Source organism: Corynebacterium sp. KPL1814, from assembly GCF_000478175.1.
GTDB lineage: Bacteria > Actinomycetota > Actinomycetes > Mycobacteriales > Mycobacteriaceae > Corynebacterium.
Genome location: NZ_KI515775.1, coordinates 417692 through 436205, shown reverse-complemented (window position 1 = coordinate 436205; position 18514 = coordinate 417692). Strand labels below are relative to the sequence as shown.

19 protein-coding genes and 1 tRNA gene are annotated in these 18514 nt (G+C 58.8%); 8 read left to right on the top strand and 12 right to left on the bottom strand.

Translation table 11 applies throughout. The features are described 5' to 3' along the window. Positions 1-117 precede the first annotated feature (117 nt). A complete protein-coding gene (locus tag HMPREF1257_RS05925; protein WP_023026514.1) occupies positions 118-849 on the top strand; it encodes a class I SAM-dependent methyltransferase in 732 nt (243 codons plus the stop codon). Between the two features lie 10 nt (positions 850-859). Further along, positions 860-1327 carry an RDD family protein gene (locus HMPREF1257_RS05920; RefSeq protein ID WP_023026512.1) on the top strand — a complete coding sequence of 156 codons (468 nt, stop codon included), beginning with the start codon at positions 860-862 and terminating at the stop codon, positions 1325-1327. Here HMPREF1257_RS05920 and HMPREF1257_RS12500 read toward each other — a convergent pair. From HMPREF1257_RS12500 to polA, 3 genes are all read right to left on the bottom strand, one after another. Next, positions 1291-1494, bottom strand: coding sequence for a hypothetical protein (locus HMPREF1257_RS12500; protein ID WP_232211478.1), 204 nt, complete (start codon positions 1492-1494; stop codon positions 1291-1293). The genes HMPREF1257_RS05920 and HMPREF1257_RS12500 overlap by 37 nt on opposite strands. A 206-nt stretch (positions 1495-1700) precedes the next feature. After that, positions 1701-2639 carry a DNA glycosylase AlkZ-like family protein gene (locus HMPREF1257_RS05910; protein ID WP_023026508.1) on the bottom strand — a complete coding sequence of 313 codons (939 nt, stop codon included), beginning with the start codon at positions 2637-2639 and terminating at the stop codon, positions 1701-1703. A 4-nt stretch (positions 2640-2643) separates the two neighbouring features. Continuing rightward, positions 2644-5292 (bottom strand): DNA polymerase I, encoded by a 2649-nt coding sequence (polA, locus tag HMPREF1257_RS05905; protein ID WP_034659248.1) that lies wholly within the window; start codon positions 5290-5292, stop codon positions 2644-2646. A 144-nt stretch (positions 5293-5436) separates the two neighbouring features. On the opposite strand from polA, the gene HMPREF1257_RS05900 reads away from it, so the two are divergent. The 5 genes from HMPREF1257_RS05900 to HMPREF1257_RS05880 all read left to right on the top strand — a co-directional run bounded on the left by HMPREF1257_RS05900 (position 5437) and on the right by HMPREF1257_RS05880 (position 9298). After that, positions 5437-5510, top strand: a tRNA-Leu gene (locus HMPREF1257_RS05900). Between the two features lie 354 nt (positions 5511-5864). Next, positions 5865-6701: a DUF368 domain-containing protein gene (locus HMPREF1257_RS05895; RefSeq protein ID WP_023026504.1), complete on the top strand. Its 837-nt coding sequence runs from the start codon at positions 5865-5867 to the stop codon at positions 6699-6701. Beyond that, positions 6701-7588, top strand: coding sequence for an ABC transporter substrate-binding protein (locus HMPREF1257_RS05890; protein ID WP_023026502.1), 888 nt, complete (start codon positions 6701-6703; stop codon positions 7586-7588). The genes HMPREF1257_RS05895 and HMPREF1257_RS05890 overlap by 1 nt, the downstream gene beginning before the upstream one ends. Then, complete coding sequence (locus HMPREF1257_RS05885; protein ID WP_023026500.1) at positions 7581-8534, top strand: amino acid ABC transporter permease; 954 nt, start codon at positions 7581-7583, stop codon at positions 8532-8534. The genes HMPREF1257_RS05890 and HMPREF1257_RS05885 overlap by 8 nt, the downstream gene beginning before the upstream one ends. Further along, positions 8534-9298 carry an amino acid ABC transporter ATP-binding protein gene (locus HMPREF1257_RS05880; protein WP_023026498.1) on the top strand — a complete coding sequence of 255 codons (765 nt, stop codon included), beginning with the start codon at positions 8534-8536 and terminating at the stop codon, positions 9296-9298. The genes HMPREF1257_RS05885 and HMPREF1257_RS05880 overlap by 1 nt, the downstream gene beginning before the upstream one ends. 28 nt (positions 9299-9326) lie before the next feature. Here the strand turns inward: HMPREF1257_RS05880 and HMPREF1257_RS05875 are convergent, their stop codons facing one another. Genes HMPREF1257_RS05875 through HMPREF1257_RS05840 form a run of 8 tightly spaced genes read right to left on the bottom strand, consistent with a single transcriptional unit; the run spans position 9327 to position 16555 of the window. Beyond that, positions 9327-10073: a sulfite exporter TauE/SafE family protein gene (locus HMPREF1257_RS05875; RefSeq protein ID WP_023026495.1), complete on the bottom strand. Its 747-nt coding sequence runs from the start codon at positions 10071-10073 to the stop codon at positions 9327-9329. Next, positions 10070-10543 (bottom strand): pantetheine-phosphate adenylyltransferase, encoded by a 474-nt coding sequence (gene coaD / locus HMPREF1257_RS05870; protein WP_005280301.1) that lies wholly within the window; start codon positions 10541-10543, stop codon positions 10070-10072. The genes HMPREF1257_RS05875 and coaD overlap by 4 nt, the downstream gene beginning before the upstream one ends. Positions 10544-10558: 15 nt before the next feature. Then, positions 10559-11152: a 16S rRNA (guanine(966)-N(2))-methyltransferase RsmD gene (gene rsmD, locus HMPREF1257_RS05865; protein WP_023026493.1), complete on the bottom strand. Its 594-nt coding sequence runs from the start codon at positions 11150-11152 to the stop codon at positions 10559-10561. Next, complete coding sequence (locus HMPREF1257_RS05860; RefSeq protein WP_023026491.1) at positions 11153-11365, bottom strand: acetyl-CoA carboxylase biotin carboxyl carrier protein subunit; 213 nt, start codon at positions 11363-11365, stop codon at positions 11153-11155. Between the two features lie 19 nt (positions 11366-11384). Then, positions 11385-13511, bottom strand: coding sequence for an ATP-dependent DNA helicase RecG (locus HMPREF1257_RS05855; protein WP_023026489.1), 2127 nt, complete (start codon positions 13509-13511; stop codon positions 11385-11387). A gap of 2 nt (positions 13512-13513) precedes the next feature. Then, complete coding sequence (locus tag HMPREF1257_RS05850) at positions 13514-14866, bottom strand: DAK2 domain-containing protein (RefSeq protein WP_034659361.1); 1353 nt, start codon at positions 14864-14866, stop codon at positions 13514-13516. Positions 14867-14876: 10 nt separating this feature from the next. After that, the gene (locus tag HMPREF1257_RS05845; RefSeq protein WP_023026485.1) at positions 14877-15515 is read right to left on the bottom strand and encodes a uracil-DNA glycosylase; all 639 of its coding nucleotides are present in this window, start codon (positions 15513-15515) and stop codon (positions 14877-14879) included. A gap of 2 nt (positions 15516-15517) precedes the next feature. Continuing rightward, on the bottom strand, positions 15518-16555 hold the full coding sequence (locus HMPREF1257_RS05840) for a thiamine-phosphate kinase (RefSeq protein WP_034659362.1): 1038 nt from the start codon (positions 16553-16555) through the stop codon (positions 15518-15520). Between HMPREF1257_RS05840 and HMPREF1257_RS05835 the strand changes: the two genes are divergently transcribed. Then, a complete protein-coding gene (locus HMPREF1257_RS05835) occupies positions 16503-17402 on the top strand; it encodes a DUF3515 domain-containing protein (RefSeq protein ID WP_023026481.1) in 900 nt (299 codons plus the stop codon). The genes HMPREF1257_RS05840 and HMPREF1257_RS05835 overlap by 53 nt on opposite strands. A gap of 42 nt (positions 17403-17444) precedes the next feature. On the opposite strand, the gene HMPREF1257_RS05830 is transcribed toward HMPREF1257_RS05835, so the two are convergent. Further along, entirely contained in the window at positions 17445-18512 is a 1068-nt protein-coding gene (locus tag HMPREF1257_RS05830; protein WP_023026479.1) for a D-alanine--D-alanine ligase family protein, read from the bottom strand. Positions 18513-18514 lie beyond the last annotated feature (2 nt).

The window sequence follows — 18514 nt, the reverse complement described above, 5'->3', positions numbered from 1 at the left end:
CAAGCTTTCCTACAATAGCCTGCAACAACCCGTGGCATAGACATGCTTGTAAGAGCCTACATCTGTCCAGCTTATACGGCAAATATTGCACGCCAAACAGAAAGGTAACCCACCCCAGTGACTTCGCCTTCTCACGCCAATCAATCCCACTGGGACGGTGATGCGGCCAACTACCATGCCGAGCACCCCGAGTACCTTTCCTCTTTTTATTGGTGCCCGGAGATGCTGCACGAGGCCGATGCACAGCTGCTTGGCGATGTCTCCTCCGCCGCCGTCCTCGAAATCGGCTGCGGGTCTGCCGCCTGCACCCAGTGGCTGAGCACCCGCGCCCGCTTTGTCACCGGCTGCGATATTTCCCGCGGAATGCTCGCCCACGCAGATCCCGGATTGGCGCTCATCCAAGCCGATGCGCTGGCACTGCCCTACGCCACCGACTCCTTTGACGTGGCATTTTCTGCGTTCGGCGCATTCCCCTTCCTCGCCAATCTCGATGCCGCGCTCGCGGAAGTTGCCCGCGTAGTGCGCCCAGGTGGGCGCTTCGTATTCTCCGTGACGCATCCAATGCGCTGGATCTTCCCCGATGATCCCACCAGCCTCACCGCAGAAATCAGCTACTTCGACCGCGCCTATCTTGAACACGATTCCGCCGGGACGCTCACCTACGCCGAATTTCACCGCACCATCAGTGATTGGTTCCGCGCGCTCCAAGGTCGCGGCCCGTTTCTCATCGAGGACATCATCGAACCGGAATGGCCCGAAGGCTTAGATACCACCTGGGGTCAGTGGTCTAGGCAGCGCGGAGAAATTTTCCCTGGCAGCATGATTTTCATCTGCCGCGCCTACAGCTAACGTGGAGGACATGATCGCCGAAAGACTAGGAATTGCCCTGCGCCGCGCCGTGGCGTGGTGGATCGACGCCTTTCTCGTGGCCGCCATCGTCACCGTGGTGCGGTGGCTGATTAATGCGCTTGCCGGTTCCCCCTTATCCGGCCGCCCCGAAGAGATCTACGAGGCGGTCGCTCTCGCCGTGGTCTTTTATATCTACCGCGTGTGGGTGGAAACGAAGAAGTCTACCTCCCTGGGCAAATGGTCGATGCAGCTCGAAATCATCCCGGCCCGCTCGCCGTTTGTCACCGCGTGCCTGCGCAATTCGTGGCTACTGCTCACGCCCCTGACGCTTACCGGCTGGAATATCGACGGCATTATCGTTGCGATTCTAGGCCTTTCTGTTTTAGCCATCGGCCAAACGCCCTTTGACCTCTTGGCCGGCTGCTTAGTGGAAAAGCGACCTCAGGAGGATTCCACCGCGATGCGCGGCCAGAGGTAGTACACCACGGCAGCAATAGTAATGAGCGCAAATACCCACGAATACGGGAAGGCCACGGCAATGACAGTTACAGCGATCATTACACCGGCCGCCTGCCCCCGGTAGCGCCACGGGTTCTCGCCTTCCCTGGCGGCGTTACCAGCAGAAAGGAAAAACCCAAAAACCATGACCGCATAGTAAATGAAGTAAAATGTATCGCTGCTTACCGCTTCTTTTAAGCCGCTCTCAGCAATCTGTCCCGCCGGGTATGGGACCATGGCTGCCCATATAGACTCAAAAAAGCGCAAGACGAAGGGGCGAGACTTCCACCTAATACGTTTTCCGAGAAACTCCATGAAATTACTTTAAAATACTCTTCTTCCTCACGCACTTCTCAGCACTCCTTCCACTGGCGTTCCACGCGGCCTGCTGCGTAAGCGGGAATCCCCCAGTCCTCAATCCCCTGTTTATTCCACATGCCGCGCACTTGGCCGTCAATAACGATGGCGCGGCGGAAAATGCCCTGGTTCCCGGGAACGAGCGCGTGGTGCATATCCGCTGACATGGCAAAAAGTCGATCTTGGTAGCCCAAAATGTATTCATCAAAGGCGCCCAATAGCAGCACCGATTTCTTCTTTTTCACCTCTGGTAGCTCTAGGACCTCTGCAGAGACCAGCTCCTCGCCTTCCCTGCCTATTCGGATGAGGTCATCCGGCAAATTCTCGGCTGCGGGACGAATGAGCTTTTGGGGCAGCTTGGACCACCAGGCAAAGTCCTGCACAGTCGCCGGCCCATGGGTGCGGAAATAGCGCGTCATCAGTTCCGTCGTGGCGGCCACCGCGTCACCGTTAAAAAGTACCTCGATGCCGTCTAGCTCCACCGGAGTAATGAGCTGCTCTTCGCCTACATAACACGCATGCCCGCTTTCCATGGCGATGCGTACCACGTGCCAGAAAGGTAGCTCGGGCAAGGCCCGGGCGGCGCGTGCTTTCAATTCTGCGCGCGTTAATGGGGCATCGATAAGCTGCAGCACGGCTTCCCGTACCGCTGCATCGCCTTTTCGAGGCTTCGCGCATAGCTCGGTTATCCAGCCCATATCCTTGACGGAGGCGGCGAACAGCGTATTGCGCATCGCATAGCCGCGCACGATCTCGGACTTATCCGATTCATCCGTTGCGCGCAGCGCCAAGGACCGGCGCACCGAATGCAGGTCCTGGCCTTGCGTAACGCCAAAGGCGCGCACCGCCTCTGCAGCGGTGTGCCAGCGTTGGGCCGTGAGCCCCTGGGCGGCCAAGCGCATGCGGGCGCGTTCGCGCCGGTTAAGCGTCATCATCGAACTAGTGGGCCGCGGCGTCCCAATCCGTGCCGGCGCCGGCAGAGACTTCGAGGGGCACGTTCAGCTCGATGGCAGAATCCATCTCGCGCTCAAGAATCTCGCGGACTTGATCGGCCTCGCCGGGGGCGACCTCCACCACCAATTCATCGTGGACCTGGAGCAAAACACGTGATTTCATATCGCGCAACGCACGGTCCACGCGAATCATCGCGACCTTGATGATATCCGCGGCCGTTCCCTGGATCGGGGCATTCAACGCAGCGCGCTCCGCGTTTTCGCGGGCCAGCCGGTTATCGGAGTTGAGCTCTGGCAGGTAGCGGCGGCGGCCAAAGAGCGTGGCCGTATAACCATCCTTGCGGGCTTGCTCCACAACATCATCCAGGTATTTCTTCACACCGCCAAAGCGCTCAAAGTAGCTTTCCATAATGGACTTGGCTTCACCGGCAGGGATTCCCAGCTGCTGCGAAAGTCCAAACGCGGACAGGCCATAGACAAGGCCATAGGACATGGCCTTTACTCGGCGGCGCAGCTCAGGAGTCACCTGATCCACGGGCACATCGAAGACCCTAGAACCAACGAAATTGTGCAGGTCCTCGCCGGCCTTGTAGGCCTCAATCAGCCCAGGATCGGCAGACAGGTGCGCCATCACGCGCATTTCAATCTGCGAGTAGTCCGCGGTCATTAGCTGCTCAAATCCCTCGCCTACGATAAACGCCGAGCGAATCTGGCGGCCGGCCTCCGTGCGCACTGGGATGTTTTGCAGATTGGGCTCCGTCGAGGACAATCGCCCCGTCGAGGTCACCGTCTGATTAAAGGTGGTGTGGATGCGGCCATCCGGTTGGACGGTCTTGATGAGGCCCTCCAACGTGGTCTTCATCTTTTGGTACTCGCGGTGGGCCAAAAGGTGGTCCAAGAACGGGTGAGGGTGCTTGATGGCCAGCTGCTCGATTTCCTTCGCGGCCGTGGAATAGCCCGTTTTCGTCTTTTTCGTCTTGGGCATATCGAAGGTATCAAAAAGCACCTTTTGTAGCTGCTTAGGAGAATTTAGGTTGAGCTTGTCATCGCTAGCAAGTTCCCGCGCGGAGCGTTCTTGCTCCGCCACCTGCTCCACAAAGGCATCCTTTTGGGTTTCCAAAATGTCTACATCGACCGCGATACCCGTAGCCTCCATGCGCGCCAGGATGGTCACCAGCGGCAGTTCCAGGTCAGTGTACAACTCGAACGAGTCGATGTCCTGCAGCTCCGCGGTGAGTTGTTCCGCCAGCTCCATGATTGCCGCCGCCTGATCTACCAAGGAGGAACTATCGAGCAGCGACATCTGCTCCGAGGCGGCGCCGAGTGACTTTTGAAGATGGCGCTGGTAGACATCGGAAAGCTCGTAGGTGCGCTGGCCTGGGCGCAGGATATACGCCGCCAAGGCCGTATCGTGCGCAAGCCCGTTGAGCTCAATCCCGCGCCCTGCCAGCATGTGGAACACAGCCTTCGCGGCGTGGAAATACTTAGGGGCCGGCGATTCTAGCCATTGGACCAAGGCCTTTTCCTCATCGGCGGAAAGTTCCCCGAGTTCCACCTGCAGGCCGTGGTGGTCGCGGTCCACAAAAGCGATGGCAGAGGCATCGCCTTGGCCCGGGGTACCTTCACCTTGCACATATACGGCTACGTGCTCGCGGTTAGGTAGCCATTCGCTCAGCGAGGCGTCATCGATGGTGAGCTCGACGTCTGGGGCGTCTGCGGCTTGCTCAGCAGCCTCTGCGCCATCATTTGGGATGGCGGAAAGGACACGGTCGCGCAGGTTGGTGCCAAACTCCAGCTCATCGAACTTCGCGGCAACATCGGCAACCTTGGCTTCCTTAAAGGCCAGATCATCTGGGCCAACATCTAAGTCCATATCTGTAATCATCTGGGTGAGCTTCCGGTTCATCTGCACCTGCTCGATGCGTTCGCGGAAGTTATTTCCCACCACGCCATTGATTTCTTCGGCGTGCTCTACCAAGGAAGCCAAGTCTCCATACTTGACTATCCACTTGGTGGCGGTCTTTTCTCCCACCTTGGGAATGCCGGGGAGGTTATCGGATGGATCACCTCGCAGGGCAGCAAAGTCGGGATACTGCGCGGGGGTAAGCCCGTATTTATCCTCGACGGCTTCTGGGGTAAACCGGTGCAGCGTGGATACGCCTTTCATGGGATAGAGCACCGTGGTCGAATCCGTAACCAGCTGCAGGTAATCGCGGTCACCGGTGACAATCAGCGTCTCGTAGTCCTGCGCCTGTGTTGCTAGGGTGGCCAAAATATCGTCGGCCTCGTAATTTTCACGCGAGAGCGTCGTTATCCCCAAGGTCTCCAAGGTATCGCGGATGATATCTACTTGGCCCTTAAATTCTTCCGGCGCGGCCTCGCGCTGCGCCTTATAATCCGGGAACATCTCCGTGCGGAAAGTCTTCCGGCCAACGTCAAAGGCAACCGCGATAGCATCCGGCTTTTCCTCAGAGACAATGTTGGACAGCATGGATAAAAAGCCATACACCGCGTTGGTGTGCTGGCCGCCGGAGGTAGAAAAGTTTTCTACCGGCAGGGCATAAAAGGCACGAAATGCCATCGAATGGCCGTCAATGAGCAAAAGGCGGTTCTTATTGGAAGTCACCTGCCCCATACTAGGCAACACCGTGGACACGGCGATACCCCACCCAACTTCACCGCATTGAGCAGGGCTTTTTACGGGTAGGGGACCCCAATTAGGAATTGCGCCAACCCCTGCGCTAGTATTTCCAACAGTCAAAGGCGCACGCTTTTGATTGCCCCTGTAGCCCAATTGGCAGAGGCAACGGATTCAAAACCCGTCCAGTGTGAGTTCGAGTCTCACCAGGGGCACATTGCAACCCCGCTTCCTTCCGGATAAAAATCGACGGAGGAAGCGGGGTTTCGTCATGCCGCCTTGCTTATCTTCCCGCTTCGCATCTGCGTATATCCTTCCGCGAATTGCATATTTACACAACGCCCGAGGAGCAAGTTCGCTGCAAAATAATACCTTCTTACCTCGAGACTTTAAGCAGCAGCCCATCTCATATAAGGTAGATAACCGTTAAAGCAATGAAAGATATGCAGGCTTAAGCCACCACGGGCGGTGCTACACCTCGCCGTACGGTCTTGAACAACGAGCTTTTTGGCATCCCGAGTGGCCCGTCAACCGCAGTCATGTCTTATACCCAGGTAGATTTTTAATTTATGCACTATATTTTGAACGCCATTCGTGGCGCCCTCATCGGTATGGCCGAGCTGGTTCCCGGCATTTCCGGCGGAACCGTCGCCCTCATCGTGGGGATTTATGAGCGCGCCGTCCGCAATGCCAATGACCTCATCTCCGGCAACTTCAAAAAGGTCGAGTGGTCCTTTCTGGCCTCCGTCGCCGTCGGCATGCTGATCGCCGTCTTCGGTTTTTCTACGCTCCTGTCTAACTTCGTCGACAACAACGTCTCTGCCTCCAGCGCCCTCTTTTTAGGCATGGTGGTCGTCTCCATCATCGTTCCGCTTTCCATGTTGTCTAAGGCAGAGCGCACCGCCCCCTCCTCCATCATCGCGTTTATCGTAGCTACCATCGTAATTTTCATCGTCACGGGCTTTACCTCCGAGCCGCAAGATGACCCGAGCCTCATCGTGGTCTTCTTTGCCGCGGCGATTGCTGTATGCGCGCTAATCCTGCCGGGCATTTCCGGCTCGCTCATCTTGCTGACCATGGGGCTATACCAGCCGATCATCGGCGCGGTATCGGACCGCGAGTTAGGCACCATGGGCGTTTTTGCGCTGGGTGCCCTGTGTGGTCTCGCCGCCTTCATCAAATTGCTCAACTATTTGCTGAGCACCCACCGCGCGCCCACCCTGGCCGCCATGGCGGGCTTCATGCTGGGATCCCTGCGCGCCCTATGGCCGTGGGGTGCAGACCAGGACGCCTCTTCGGGCGCCATCATTGGGTACTTCATCCTCGGTGCCATTATCGTGTCCATCTTCATCTACGTCGACCGCAGAAACGCGCAAGCCATCGAGGAAAGGACGGCGGAGTATTAATGCCCTGGGCGATTAATCATCGACCACTAACGGCCGCCGTGGTGGCGTGCGCACTCCCCTTGAGCGCATGCGTGGTCAACGAGGAGGATTCCACTCCGCAGGGGTGGGAGGAGCCAGAAACCAGCAAGGTTCCAGAGATCGCCACGATGTACCACGACGATGACGGCGTGCTCACGGCAGGAACGAACCCGCCCTATGCCCCATTTCAGCTCAAGGACTCACACGGCAATCTGCAGGGCGTAGAGCTCGACCTCGCCCGCGCCGTAGCCGGGGTGCTGGGCCTGAAATTCCAGGCCCTGGAGCAAGACTTCTCCATGATCCTGCCGGCGGTCCAATCCGGCCAGATAGACATGGGCGCCTCCGGGTTTACGGATACGGCCGATCGCCGCGATGAATTCGACTTCGTGGACCACCTCTATGCAGGCATCCAGTGGGCAGAGCTTGTCGATGGCCCCAATAAGGTCGATCCCCAAAACCCTTGCGGTCTGACCGTCGCCGTGCAGCGCACCACCGTGTCAGAGACCGATGATGTGCGCCCCAAGCAAGAAGCCTGCGATGGCGATCTCACCGTCTTGTCCTATGACACCGGGGATAATGCCGCACTGGCCGTCCTTATGGGCCGCGCCGATGCTTTATCCGCAGACTCGCCGGTGACCGCTTGGGCGGTCAATCGCTCCGAGGGAAAGATGCGCGCTGTGGGCGATATGTTCCAGGCCTCCCCTTACGGGTTCGCGGTTCCGAAGGATTCGGACTTGGCTAAGGCCTCAGCCGCTGCCCTCCAGCATCTCATCGATACCGGTGAGTACGCGGAGATCTTGGCCCGCTGGGGAATTGAAGATGGATTAGTAGACCAGGCGATGATTAATGAAAGGCCCATCAATGGTTAACGAGCACAAAGAGGCAGCCGGCCCCACGGCACAGCAAGAGGCACCCGCCAAGATCGAAGCCCGGCCCCTGCGCCACCCTTGGCGGTGGCTCTGCGCGGCCGTGCTACTTATTCTTGGTCTGTGGTTTGTCATTGCCTCCGCGCGCAATGAGGCCTTCGGGTGGGACACGTACTTCCAGTATCTCTTTGATCAGCGCATCGCCATCGCCTCCCTGCACACGATTGCGATCACCATCTTGTCCATGATCATTGGTGTGGTAGGCGGCGCCATCCTCGCAGTGATGCGCATGTCGCCCAACCCTATCCTGCGCGCCATTTCCTGGATCTTTCTGTGGATCTTTCGCGGCACCCCGATTTATGTCCAGCTGGTCTTCTGGGGCTTGCTTTCTGCGATTTACCAGTCCATCAACTTGGGCTTTACAGAGATCTCCCTGCAAAGCGTGTTGACCAATGCCTTCTTCTTGGCTGTCATGGGCTTGGGCCTCAATGAGGCCGCCTATATGGCAGAAATCGTGCGATCGGGCATTTCCTCGGTGCCAGAAGGCCAAAAAGAAGCATCAAAGGCCCTCGGCATGTCTTGGTGGATGACCATGCGGCGCACCGTGTTGCCGCAGGCGATGCGCATTATCATCCCGCCGACAGGCAATGAGTTCATTTCCTTGCTCAAGACCTCGTCACTGGTGGTTGCCATTCCCTATACCCACGAGATCTTCGGCCGCGCTACGGACATTTCCGCAGCCCTCTTCCAGCCCATTCCGCTCTTGATGGTCGCTGCCTCGTGGTACTTGGTCATTACTTCCCTGCTCATGGTGGGCCAGTACTTCCTCGAGCGCCACTTTGAGCGCGGCGCCACCCGCGAGCTCACCGGGCGCCAACTTGCCGCGCTTGCCGATGCCGAAGGTACTATCCCCCGCAACGTCTCCGTAATCCAGGAGGGTAAAAACTAATGACTATTCCCATGATCTCCGCGCAAAATGTGCACAAATCCTTCGGTCAATTCGAGGTGCTCAAGGGCATCGACTTGGAGGTCCAACCCGGGGAGGTTGCCTGCCTTTTAGGCCCTTCCGGTTCAGGTAAGTCGACCTTCCTGCGCTGCGTTAACCACCTGGATAAGGCCACGGCAGGCCGCCTTTATGTCGATGGTGAACTCATTGGCTACCGCGAAAAGAACGGAATTCTGTACGAAATTAGCGAGAAGCAAGCTGCGCAGCAGCGCTCCGATATCGGCATGGTTTTCCAATCTTTCAACCTCTTTCCCCACCGCACGGTGATTGAAAACATCATTGAAGCACCGATGCAGGTCAAGAAGGTGCCGGAGGATAAGGCGCGGAAGCGTGCCATGGAGCTGTTAGACGAGGTGGGACTTGCGGCCAAGGCCGATAACTTCCCGGTTCAGCTTTCTGGTGGCCAGCAGCAGCGCGTTGCCATCGCCCGCGCCGTGGCGATGGAGCCCAAGCTCATGCTTTTCGATGAACCCACCTCCGCCCTCGATCCCGAGCTCGTTGGCGAGGTTCTCCGCGTCATGAAGGATCTCGCCGCCCTGGGTATGACCATGCTCGTGGTCACCCACGAGATGGGCTTTGCGCGCGAGGTCGCCGATAGAATCTTCTTCATGGACGGCGGAGTAGTCCTTGAATCCGGTACCCCGGCTGAAGTGCTCGACAATCCACAGCAGCCGCGCACCAAAGAGTTCTTGTCCTCGCTTCTTTAGGTAAACCTCGTGCGGTGCCAGCCGCGCCCTAGGCACCGTAGGTGACGATGCCGCGAATCAGTGCGCTGAGAGCGCCGAGGCTAGCGACCGATAGCGACAGTGCGCGCGCGATATCCCTGGACACCGCGTGCGCGATGCGCGATCCCAGCCAGATGCCGATGAACATGCCGGCAATGCCTGCGGGCCAAATGATCCAGGGCAAGCCATCAAATGTCGCGGCACCGAGCGCGGTCTTGGTGATAACGGAAAAGATTCCGCCCACCACAAAGATCGGTTGCAGGGTCGCCGTGTACATGGCTTGCGGCCATTTGGCTGCCTGAGCGTAGACGGTAATGACTGGGCCGGCCACTCCCGCCAGAGTATTGGTAAATCCGCCAAGAATGCCCGCGGAGATGGCAGGTCCCTTGCCTTCCATCGGCGGGACGAACCTAGCGCCGTAGGTCACCACTGCCAAGGCGATGAGCAGTGCTGCACCCACCACTATCAATAGCCCTGCGGTATCGATCTTGCTAATCAACGCTGCGGCCGCGAGAGAACCGATAATCATCACTGGCGCGATGAGCCCAAACATTCGCCAGCTAACATTGCGGCGGACAGTCACCGTGGTCAGCAGCGCATTGACCGCCGCCAAGACGTTGATCACGAGGATGCCTTCTACCGGGCCCATGACCAGCATGAGAATGGGCCCGCCAATAAGGCCAAGCCCCATGCCGGAGACGCGTTGCAGGGTGGATCCCGCGACAACGACGGCAAAAATAATCAGCGACAATATCATCGGCGGTATTTTTCCTTCACCGCTTGTACTACCGGATCAGGAAGCATGCCGGTGACCTCGCCGCCAAATTGCGCGACCTGCTTGCACAGGGAAGAGCTGATGTAGCCGTACTTTTCATCGGTTAGCAAAAAGACCGTATCGATGCCGGACAAGCGCCGGTTCATCTGGGCCATCGGCAGCTCGTATTCATAGTCCAGGGAAGAACGCAGTCCCTTGACCAAAACGTCTACGCCGTGCTGCGAGGTATAGTCCACGAGCAGGCCGGACCAATAGTCCACGTTAATGCGCGAATCCACGCTTTGGCGGATGAGATCCATGCGCTCGTGCACGCTAAATAACCCGGAAGGCTTTTCTGGGTTGCCAGTAACAAGCACCGTAACCTCATCAAACATCTGGCTGGCGCGCTCAAAAATATTGACGTGGCCAAGAGTGATGGGGTCAAAAGACCCAGGACATACGGCTGTGGTCATAAAATATCGCTTTCTCTAGTTATCTAAGGTGTCATCGGCATCGTCGGTGCCGGGACGGGTATAGACTGCCATATCCATGCGCGCGATGCCGAAGGTACGCTTCTTTAATTTCTGCCCCGTCGGCACAAACCCTTCTGGCCATTCGGTCTCGGGCGATTCGACGTGGCGTTCAATGACCACCATCGCGCTATCTGTAAGCACTGGCTCTATTGCGGCGATGAGCCCGGCGACATCGTCAAACGCATAAGGCGGATCCGCTAAAACAAGATCGAAGTAGCCGCGCGGGGCACTGGCCAGGTACGTAGATACCTTCCTTTCCTCCACGCGGGCACCAGGATGTTTCACCACGCCAATGTTGTGCTTGATGATGGACACCGCCGCAGGGTTCGATTCCACCAGCACCGCCTCTTCTGCCCCACGGCTTAATGCTTCCAACCCCAAGGCACCGGAACCAGCGAATAGGTCAAGCACCTTGGAACCCTGGAACCCCCAGCGGGCATTCAACGAAGAAAACAGGCCTTCCCTCGCGCGATCGGCGGTCGGGCGCGTACCCTCCGCCGGAACCTTGATGGTCCGCCCCCGCGCTTCGCCTGCAATAATCCGCGTCATTTACGCTTCTCCAATCTCCATAATTAAGTCTCCGCCAATAACATCGCTAAAATCTGCCACCGCTATGCGAGTAATCGTCCCCGGGCCTGGGGACACGACGGGCGATTCCAGCTTCGTCGCCTCAACGGTAGCTAGCTCTTGACCAGTGCTGATCTTCTCGCCTACATCGACATGGCAGCGAACGATGCCCGCGAAGGGGGCGTAGATTTTCATACCTATAGCCTATCCCCTCTTAATTTTTCTCCAAGTATTCCTGCTCGCTTTGACTCAAATTCCGCGTCAACTCTTCGGCCAACTGGGGATTGCGCTGGACCATGGCATACGCATCCGCGTGAGTGCGCTCAACGATATCTTGGTCATCGGCAAGGTTGAGCAACCGCAGCGTCCGGTGCGTACCAGATTGCACCGCACCCAGGATATCGCCCTCGTGGCGTTGCCGAAGGTCTAATTCCGCAAGGTCAAACCCAGACGAGGTCTGGGCAATCTGGGTAATGCGCCGATACGAGGCCGAGTTATCCTCCGCTTTCGTATGCATCAGGCAAATGGACGCGTTGCCACCGCGGCCTACGCGCCCGCGCAATTGGTGTAGCTGGGAGACGCCGAAATTCTCCGCCTCGCGGATGAGCATGACCGTGGCGTTGGGAACATCGACGCCCACCTCGATGACCGTGGTGGATACCAAGATATCGATCTCGCCCCGGGCAAATGAGGTCATGACCTCATCCTTATTCGGCATCTTGCCGTGCAAGATATCTACCCTCAGCCCCTTAAACGGGCCAGCAGCAAGCTGTTCCGCCAGTTCAAGCACGCCGCCCTCGCCTTCGATGCGCGGGCAGACGATATAAGCCTGGTGGCCATGCGCCACTTCCTCGCGGATGCGCTCGAGCGCCCGCGCCACCCATATGGGCCGCCACTCCGCCACCACTGCGGATTGAATCGGCTTTCTCCCGCCGGGCAGCTCAGCGAGCGTCGATACCGCGAGATCACCGAAAATCGTCATGGCGATGGTGCGTGGGATGGGGGTTGCCGTCATGACCAAAACGTGGGGGCTTATCCCCTCGCGCGTCTTAGAGCGCAGGCTATCGCGTTGCTCTACGCCAAAGCGGTGCTGCTCATCCACGATCACCAACCCCAAATCGAAGAACTCGACCGATTCTTGAATGATGGCATGCGTGCCGATGACGATATTAGCCTCACCCGAGACGATATCCAGGAGGGCTTGGCGCTTCTCGGCGGTCCGCATGGAGCCGGTTAAGAGCACAACCTTGACGCCTTCTGGCACCGACGTGCCAATAGAGGCCGCGTGCTGGGAAGCCAAAACCTCGGTGGGAGCAAGCAGCGCCGCCTGGCTCCCAGCATCGACGGTCTGCAGCATGGCGCAGGTGGCGATCATCGTTTTCCCCGAGCCCACCTCGCCCTGCAACAAGCGCATCATGGGTAAGGAACCAGACAGGTCATCATCGATCTCAGTGATGACCCGTCGCTGGCCTCGTGTGAGCTCAAAAGGCAGGTGGGTCAATAACTCTTCGCGGAAGCCGCCCAAAATGGCGGGCATCGTCGGCGCCGTGTGCGCGTGCGCATCGCGCTGGCGCAGCGCCATGACCAGGCCAATGGAGAGCGCCTCGTTGTACTTGAGGCGCTGGATCGCGCGCTGCGGGCCAGCCGCGCCGGGCTCATGGATTTCGCGCACCGCTTGGTCCAGGCTGATAATCATCTGCTGGTCTAATGGTTCCCGGATGGTTGGGGTATGCGCGAGCACGTAGTGGGTGGCCCCCATGAGGTACCACGAGGTGATCTTTGCCGTGGCGGGATATACCGGGATCCATTCCCGCTCGAGCAATAATTTATCGAGTCGGCCGAATTGGGACAGGTTGCGCAGGGACCCAGTTGCCTTTTGGGGCTTCTTCTTTCCCGCCGCAGGCGCCTGGTAGGCGGCTAGTTCCCCGTCTGGGCGTCCGAAGGCATCGATTTCTACGAAATCCGGTTGTTGTAGCTGGGGCTGCTGGCGAAAATATTTCAATTTTCCACTCATCATCACCCGCTGCCCGCGATGGAGCATGCGCAAGACGTACATGGCATTAAAAAACGTGGCGATAATATGACCATCGAGCTGGACGTTGATGATGGTCGTCTTGCCCGTATCGCGGGTCGTTATTCCCGTTACGGTTCCGGTGACGGTTACGATATCGCCCTCGGCGGCATCGCCAAGCCCCACGTCTTGATTGTGGCGAATGTAATCACGCGGATAGTGCGCTAAGAGTTCCCCGCAGGTCTTATATCCCAGCGCTTTGGTGATCTTCGTGGCGTCTTTTTTATCCAGTACATCAGTCAAAGGTCGGTCATCCTGCCAGCCAAGCATCGCTATTCCACCCCAATCTCAGTGGGAATATCCGGCACCTGCAGGGCCACAACGTCGACGCCAAGCTCTGCCGCCAATTCTTCCTGCGAGATAGTAAGCGGGCTAATGACCGTGACCTGCTCCCCGCCTGCGGCGAGCAGCTGGCGGCACATCTTAGCGATGGCTTCTTCAGATTCTTCCGCTGGGTGCGCCACCCGCATCGACTGCGCCGCATCGCGCATGGATTCTACTACCGCGGCGGTATCCGCATTATCCGGCTCATAGACGGAGATGGCGGCAAGCCCCGCCGCAAGCGAAGAAATGTCCACGGTATGCGCTGCAGTTGCGTGTTCTTCTAGCCCGCTGGATAAGACGATGTCCTCGCCAGCCGCGTGGATGGTTTCTCCTGGTTCGACCACCGTAACCCCAGCGGACTGCACAAGCTCAGCCACGGGGCCGGCGGGCACTGCGGCATAGACGGTGCGCGTATGACCGGCGCCAGTGTCTCCGCGCGGGGCCGAGGTCTCCGGAAGTGCCTCAAGCCGCAAGTTACTGACCGATCCTGCGGCAAAGGCGGTTTCGATGACCTCACCGGCCTGGGTGGAATGGATATGGATGGAGGCGCTATCCTCTCCTGCCTGCGCGATGACCAGGCTCGTGCCCAAGGGGGCAATCTTCTCCTTCAGTACCGCGCTATCGCCTTCGAAAAAGAAGACCACCTCGAGTTCAGTGACGGTCTCTTCCATGGATTCGGCTGCGTGGCTGGTAGTGCCCTCGATTTCTGCAAGGAGGGCTTCTAAAAGGATGACTAAACCGGCACCGCCTGCATCCACGACCCCGGCTGCACGCAGTTCTGGCAGCTGCGAGGGTGTTTCCGCAAGGGCTTTCTGGGCTGCCGAAATCGTCTCCGCTACGACGCCGTGAAAACTAGATTCGGGTTGCCGCGCGGTGTGCTCCGCCTTTTCTGCCGCACACCGCAATACGGTAATGACCGTGCCTTCCACCGGCTCCGCAATGGCTCGGTCCACGAGCTCTACCGCATGCATAAGCGAAGCCGCAAAGATGGCGCCATCGATGGTGGAATCCACGGTGGCCTCCGCGACCCCGCGCAAGACCTGCGAGAGGACCATTCCGGAATTTCCCCGCGCCCCGCGCACAGCCCCCATGGCTAGCGCGGCCGCAACGTCGCCGCCGCCCTTTTCCACCTCGGCGACGGCGGCTTCCATGGTGTGCGCCATATTCGAGCCGGTATCAGAATCCGGCACCGGAAAAACGTTGAGCGCATTGATTTCGGCGCGCCGATGGGAAAGCTCGCCTACAGCGCGGTGCGCCCAATTGCGCAATCCGTGAGCGTCCAGCGTGCTGGGGTATGACATGCGCAATAGTTTACAAGTCCCACGCGATCTCTCGCGCGCCTTGGTCCCGCAAAAGGGCGTTTGCCCGGGAAAATGGGCGAGACCCAAAGAACCCGCGGCTGGCCGAAAGCGGCGACGGGTGCGGGGAGGTAATGCAGGGCACATCGGGGAGGAAGCGCTCGCAGGTTTGGGCATCGCGGCCCCATAAAATGGCCACCATAGGCGTGCGGTTAAGGGCGCGAATGGCGGCCTCGGTCACCTCTTCCCAGCCGATGCGCCGGTGCGATCCCGCCTGCCCCGGCGCCACGGTCAGCACCCGGTTCAGAAGCAGTACCCCCTGGTCGGCCCAGGCGCTCAGATCGCCGTCTTCGCGCCCGCGAACGCCCACATCGTCATACAGCTCGCGGTAAATATTGACCAAGGACCGCGGGGGTTTAACCCCTGGCTTGGTGGAAAAGGCCATCCCCATCGCGTGGCCGGGGGTGGGATAGGGATCTTGGCCGACGATGAGCACGCGGACATCGTCAAGCGGCATCTGCAATGCCCTGCATACGTCTTCTGCCGGCGGCAGGTAATCCTGATTGTCCAGCGCCTGAGAAATCCGTGGCCACTGCTGCTCCAGCACCGGCGCGAGAACCGGTTCCCACGAGGGATGGTAAGTCGGGTGCATATCTAAAATCCTGCCCACCCTTCTGCATAACGGGGTCGTTGACCATCTACGGTGATGCCGCTACCGCGCGAGACGGTGCCGATTTCCCGGAACCCCGAAGGCGCCTGCTTTGCGGTGGTTCCAATCAGGGTATGGTCCTCGCCGCCGGCTAGGACCCATTGCCACGGATCGCAGTCAAGGACGGCGGCCGCGGCGTGCAGGAGTGGATCGGGCTGGATGGCATCGGCATCCAAATCAATGTGTACCCCAGAGCGCTGCGCCATGGTTCCGCAGTCTTGGATGAGGCCATCGGAATTATCGGTCATGGCCGTAACCTCAGCGGCGCGGGCGATAACGCCGCGGCCGGGGCTGAGCCACGGGGCGCATTGGGCATCAATGAGCGGGTACAAATCCGCATGCTCTGCCGGCAGGTCGCGGCCAAATCGCTGCAGCAGGGACAAGCCTGCTGCGGCGTGGCCAATCTCGCCGTGGGCCACGACCTTCTGGCCCGCCCGCGCCGCATCAAGGGTCAACGCGGCCCGGCTGCCGCCCAAAAAGCCAATGGCGGTGATATTGATAACCAGCAGGTCCGATTTCGTAATATCCCCGCCCACCAGCTCAGCATTGTAGAAAGAGCAATGCTCGGCGATGCCCTTGGCCACGCCCCTGACGAAACTCACCGGCGTGTCGCTCGGTGCAGCGATGGCTAAAAGGGCCGCCACTGGGCGCGCACCCATGGCTTCGATATCGGCGAAGTTGCGCAGAATGGCCTTTTTGCCAATTTCGCGCGGCGTGGACCATTCCCGCAGGAAGTGCCGGCCATCTACCATCAGATCGGTAGAGGCCACCGTGCGTGAATTAGGTGGTGCCGCGAAAAGCACAGCAGCATCATCGCCATTCAAGCTACTGGGAGCGGCCGCGGTAATTTCTCGAATCACCGCCTGCTCCCCCACGTCCGCGAGAGTCTGACTTAAGTTCACCGGCATCCTTTCGATAAAATGAGCCCCTATGACATCCCAATTTAACCGCACCGCGATCTTCATTTCACTTGGGTTGTCCATAGTGATGGTTCTAGCGGTCCTTTTCGGCGCGAAATACGTATTCACAAACACGGCCAAGTCCCCCGTGGCGGTTTCCCCGGTGGATTCCCCAGAGGCCAACTCGCAGGCGTGCACTGACTTTGTGCACGCGCTTCCCGATGAAGCCATGGGTCAACCGCGCGCCGATGTTGCGGAACCCGTACCCGCCGGCGTTGCCGCCTGGGCCGCCAATTCCCAGGAAAAGGTAACGGCGCGCTGTGGTGTTTCCATGCCCTTCCAGTACACCGATTACTCCACCACGCAAGATATCGATGGTGAGCAGTGGTTCAAGGTAAAGGACGCAACCTCTGGCTCCAACCTTTCTACCTGGTATTCGACCCAGCGCTTTCCCGTCGTGGCGGTAACGACTTTTAATGACGAAGAGCCGAAGGACCTCAACGAGGCCGTTTCTACCCTGGAGAATAAGCCAGCGGAGACCCACCCTGCCCCGTTGCGCGATCTGAAACCGGCCAAAAATGACCGCTGCGCCGCAGTAGAAAAGGCGCTACCGGATGAGATTGCGGATGGCTACCACCGCCGCGATGTAGACGATAAGGACACCTACGTGTGGAGCTCTGAGGGGCACGAGGACATCGTCGCGCGCTGTGGCGTCGCCCAGCCGGAAAATTACGAGGCAGGCGTGCAGCTCCAACAGGTCAACGACATTGCGTGGTTTGAGGACACGACCTTGGCGCAAGGCACTACTGCTGGAACCTGGTTTGCGCTAGGCCGCGAGAATTACCTGGCACTGCACGCCCCGCAGGATTCCGCGCAGGCAGCATTGGTGGCCCTCAGCGATATCACCGCGGAGCACATTCCAGAAAGGTAAAACCAGCGTGACTGCCGTACCGCTACGTCACGCGGTACGGGCTTACGCGGTGCGTGCTTGGGCGCGGGCGATGAGCACCTCAAGTAGCGTGGGATAATCCACGCCAGAGGCCGCCAGCACCTGCGGGTACATGGAAATCGGGGTAAATCCCGGCAGGGTATTGACCTCATTGATGTACAGGCCTTCTTCGGTGACGAAGAAATCCACGCGGGAAAGGCCGGCGCAGTTGAGCGCCTTAAAGGCCTGAATCGCCATATCGCGCAATTGCTCCGTGAGCTCTTCCGGGAAAGGCGCGGGAATCTGGGCCGTAACCACGTTATCTAGGTACTTGGTCTCAAAGCCATAGAAACCCTCATCGGAATCATCAATGCCCTTGAGCAGGGCCGGCACCGAGGCAATCAGCTCGCCATCCGGGTATTGCAGGACACCGACTTCCACCTCGCGGCCGACGATTTCTGGCTCGACCAAAATTTTGTCATCGTCTTCCAAGGCAATGCGTATGGCTTCTGGGAAATCTGCCCAGTCGCTCACCTTGGATACTCCAATCGAAGAGCCCCCGCGGGCGGGTTTGACGAAGACCGGGAGACCGAGGCTGTCTTTTTCCTCCGCGGTTAATTCCGTACGCCCTTGGACGATAGCCTCTGGTGCCACCGGCAAGCCCGCTGCGGATAGAATCTTCTTGGTAAATTCCTTATCCATCCCCACCGAAGACGCCAATACGCCAGGGCCCACATAAGGGATACCGGAAAGCTCAAAAAGCCCCTGCATAGTGCCGTCTTCACCATAGGGACCGTGGAGAATGGGGAAAATAACGTCGACCTGGGCATACAACGATCCATCATTAATCGCGCGGATTTCGCCCTTGCGCGAAGGATCGACAGACAATGCCATTTCCGTGCCGTACTTGACCTCTGGCATGACGCCATCGACGATTTCTAGCCCCTCGGTATCACCGGGCGTCCACGTACCCTCGCGCGTAATGCCAATGGGCACCACCTCGAATTTTTTCGGATCGAGGTGCTTCATAATTGCGCCTGCAGATACGCAGGACACGGAGTGCTCGGTACTGCGGCCACCATAAAGGACGGCCACGCGGGTCTTTTCAGTCATAG

Excerpts from the sequence above, each read along its gene's own strand:
- HMPREF1257_RS05920 (WP_023026512.1), top strand. The coding sequence starts at position 860 with ATGATCGCCGAAAGACTAGGAATTGCCCTGCGCCGCGCCGTGGCGTGG.
- HMPREF1257_RS12500 (WP_232211478.1), bottom strand. The coding sequence starts at position 1,494 with ATGGTTTTTGGGTTTTTCCTTTCTGCTGGTAACGCCGCCAGGGAAGGC.
- HMPREF1257_RS05910 (WP_023026508.1), bottom strand. The coding sequence starts at position 2,639 with ATGATGACGCTTAACCGGCGCGAACGCGCCCGCATGCGCTTGGCCGCC.
- polA (WP_034659248.1), bottom strand. The coding sequence starts at position 5,292 with ATGGGGCAGGTGACTTCCAATAAGAACCGCCTTTTGCTCATTGACGGC.
- HMPREF1257_RS05895 (WP_023026504.1), top strand. The coding sequence starts at position 5,865 with ATGCACTATATTTTGAACGCCATTCGTGGCGCCCTCATCGGTATGGCC.
- HMPREF1257_RS05890 (WP_023026502.1), top strand. The coding sequence starts at position 6,701 with ATGCCCTGGGCGATTAATCATCGACCACTAACGGCCGCCGTGGTGGCG.
- HMPREF1257_RS05885 (WP_023026500.1), top strand. The coding sequence starts at position 7,581 with ATGGTTAACGAGCACAAAGAGGCAGCCGGCCCCACGGCACAGCAAGAG.
- HMPREF1257_RS05880 (WP_023026498.1), top strand. The coding sequence starts at position 8,534 with ATGACTATTCCCATGATCTCCGCGCAAAATGTGCACAAATCCTTCGGT.
- HMPREF1257_RS05875 (WP_023026495.1), bottom strand. The coding sequence starts at position 10,073 with ATGATATTGTCGCTGATTATTTTTGCCGTCGTTGTCGCGGGATCCACC.
- coaD (WP_005280301.1), bottom strand. The coding sequence starts at position 10,543 with ATGACCACAGCCGTATGTCCTGGGTCTTTTGACCCCATCACTCTTGGC.
- rsmD (WP_023026493.1), bottom strand. The coding sequence starts at position 11,152 with ATGACGCGGATTATTGCAGGCGAAGCGCGGGGGCGGACCATCAAGGTT.
- HMPREF1257_RS05860 (WP_023026491.1), bottom strand. The coding sequence starts at position 11,365 with ATGAAAATCTACGCCCCCTTCGCGGGCATCGTTCGCTGCCATGTCGAT.
- HMPREF1257_RS05855 (WP_023026489.1), bottom strand. The coding sequence starts at position 13,511 with ATGCTTGGCTGGCAGGATGACCGACCTTTGACTGATGTACTGGATAAA.
- HMPREF1257_RS05850 (WP_034659361.1), bottom strand. The coding sequence starts at position 14,866 with ATGTCATACCCCAGCACGCTGGACGCTCACGGATTGCGCAATTGGGCG.
- HMPREF1257_RS05845 (WP_023026485.1), bottom strand. The coding sequence starts at position 15,515 with ATGCACCCGACTTACCATCCCTCGTGGGAACCGGTTCTCGCGCCGGTG.
- HMPREF1257_RS05835 (WP_023026481.1), top strand. The coding sequence starts at position 16,503 with ATGACATCCCAATTTAACCGCACCGCGATCTTCATTTCACTTGGGTTG.
- HMPREF1257_RS05840 (WP_034659362.1), bottom strand. The coding sequence starts at position 16,555 with ATGGACAACCCAAGTGAAATGAAGATCGCGGTGCGGTTAAATTGGGAT.
- HMPREF1257_RS05830 (WP_023026479.1), bottom strand. The coding sequence starts at position 18,512 with ATGACTGAAAAGACCCGCGTGGCCGTCCTTTATGGTGGCCGCAGTACC.